Source organism: Ruegeria sp. ANG-R, assembly GCF_000813985.1.
Taxonomy (GTDB): Bacteria; Pseudomonadota; Alphaproteobacteria; order Rhodobacterales; family Rhodobacteraceae; genus Ruegeria.
In genome coordinates this window covers 358,772-360,041 of record NZ_JWLJ01000001.1, presented here as the reverse complement: position 1 = coordinate 360,041, position 1,270 = coordinate 358,772, and the positions used below count along the sequence as shown (strand labels likewise).

General features: G+C 67.3%; 1 pseudogene. It reads right to left on the bottom strand.

The features are described 5' to 3' along the window. A pseudogene (locus RA27_RS24870) lies at positions 1 to 1,270 on the bottom strand (hypothetical protein); the annotation flags it as partial.

Sequence of the window (1,270 nt, the reverse complement as noted above, 5' to 3'; positions counted from 1 at the left end):
CCCCGCCGAGGCCAACAGATACCGCACCGCTGGCAACGCCCGCACCCGCCAGAGAGGCGCTAACGTTAAAGCCGCCATTGCCGCCGCCGCCGCCAACGGACTGCGCCAGAATCGCCGTGGAATCGGAGCCACCGGTACTGACGGTCCCGGTGACACGACCGGTAACCGAATTCCCGATACCACCGCCCGAACCGCCACCTCCAAGACCGACTGTGACGGCTCCGCCACCCGCGCCAGCTCCTGCTATTCCGGCTGTGACGTTGAAACCGCCATTGCCACCGCCACCACCAATGGACTGAAATACAACACCGCTCGAGCTGTCGGACAGCGTTGTGACATTGCCCGCCACCTGGCCTTCGACGACGCCGCCATTGCCGCCTGTCGCCCCGTCGCCCCCGAGACCGACGCCGATTGAACCTGCCCCGGCTCCCGCTGCTGCGACGCCTGCGGTGACATTGAAACCGCCATTGCCACCACCGCCGCCAATGGATTGAACCAGAACACCGGTCGACCGCGCGCCCTCGGTTCGAACGTTGCCATTCACGCGCACGCCGGTAACCGTTCCGCCAATACCACCGCTGCCACCGTCGCCACCAAGACCGACATCTACGGTTCCGGCGCCCGCACCGCCGGCTGCCAGCCCGGCGGCCACGCTAAAGCCGCCATTGCCCCCGCCGCCGCCGATGGACTGCACCACGACTGCGCCGGAATCATCCCCGCGGGAGGTGACATCGGCATCCACCTGCGCAGTCACGGTTCCGCCTGCCCCGCCTCCGCCAGCCTTACCGCCAAGGCCGACGCTGACAGATCCGGCAGCGCCGCCTGCAATATCAGCGCTGGCTCCGACCGCGTAACCACCGTTGCCTCCGCCACCACCGACAGATTGCGCCACGACGCCGCTGGAAAAGGCGCCGCTGGTTTCGATCGAATTCCCACCTGCAACCAGAGTGACGTTACCTCCGATGCCAGCGCCGCCGCCGTCGCCACCAACACCGACATTGATGCCGACCGCAGCGCCGCCACTGGCGCTGATGCCTGCGGCGATGCTGCCGCCGCCATTGCCACCGCCGCCGCCCACCGATTGCGCGATTATCCCGCTTGAGTTCGTGCCCGTCGTGGCAACGTCAGCATTTGTATAGACCTGTACAAGACCACCGTCGCCCGCACTGCCTGCCTGACCACCAATGCCGACCGAGACATTGCCCGAAAACAGCGCAGACGCTCCTGCGGTCGCGGCCACGGCCAACCCACCATTGCCACCGCCGCCGCC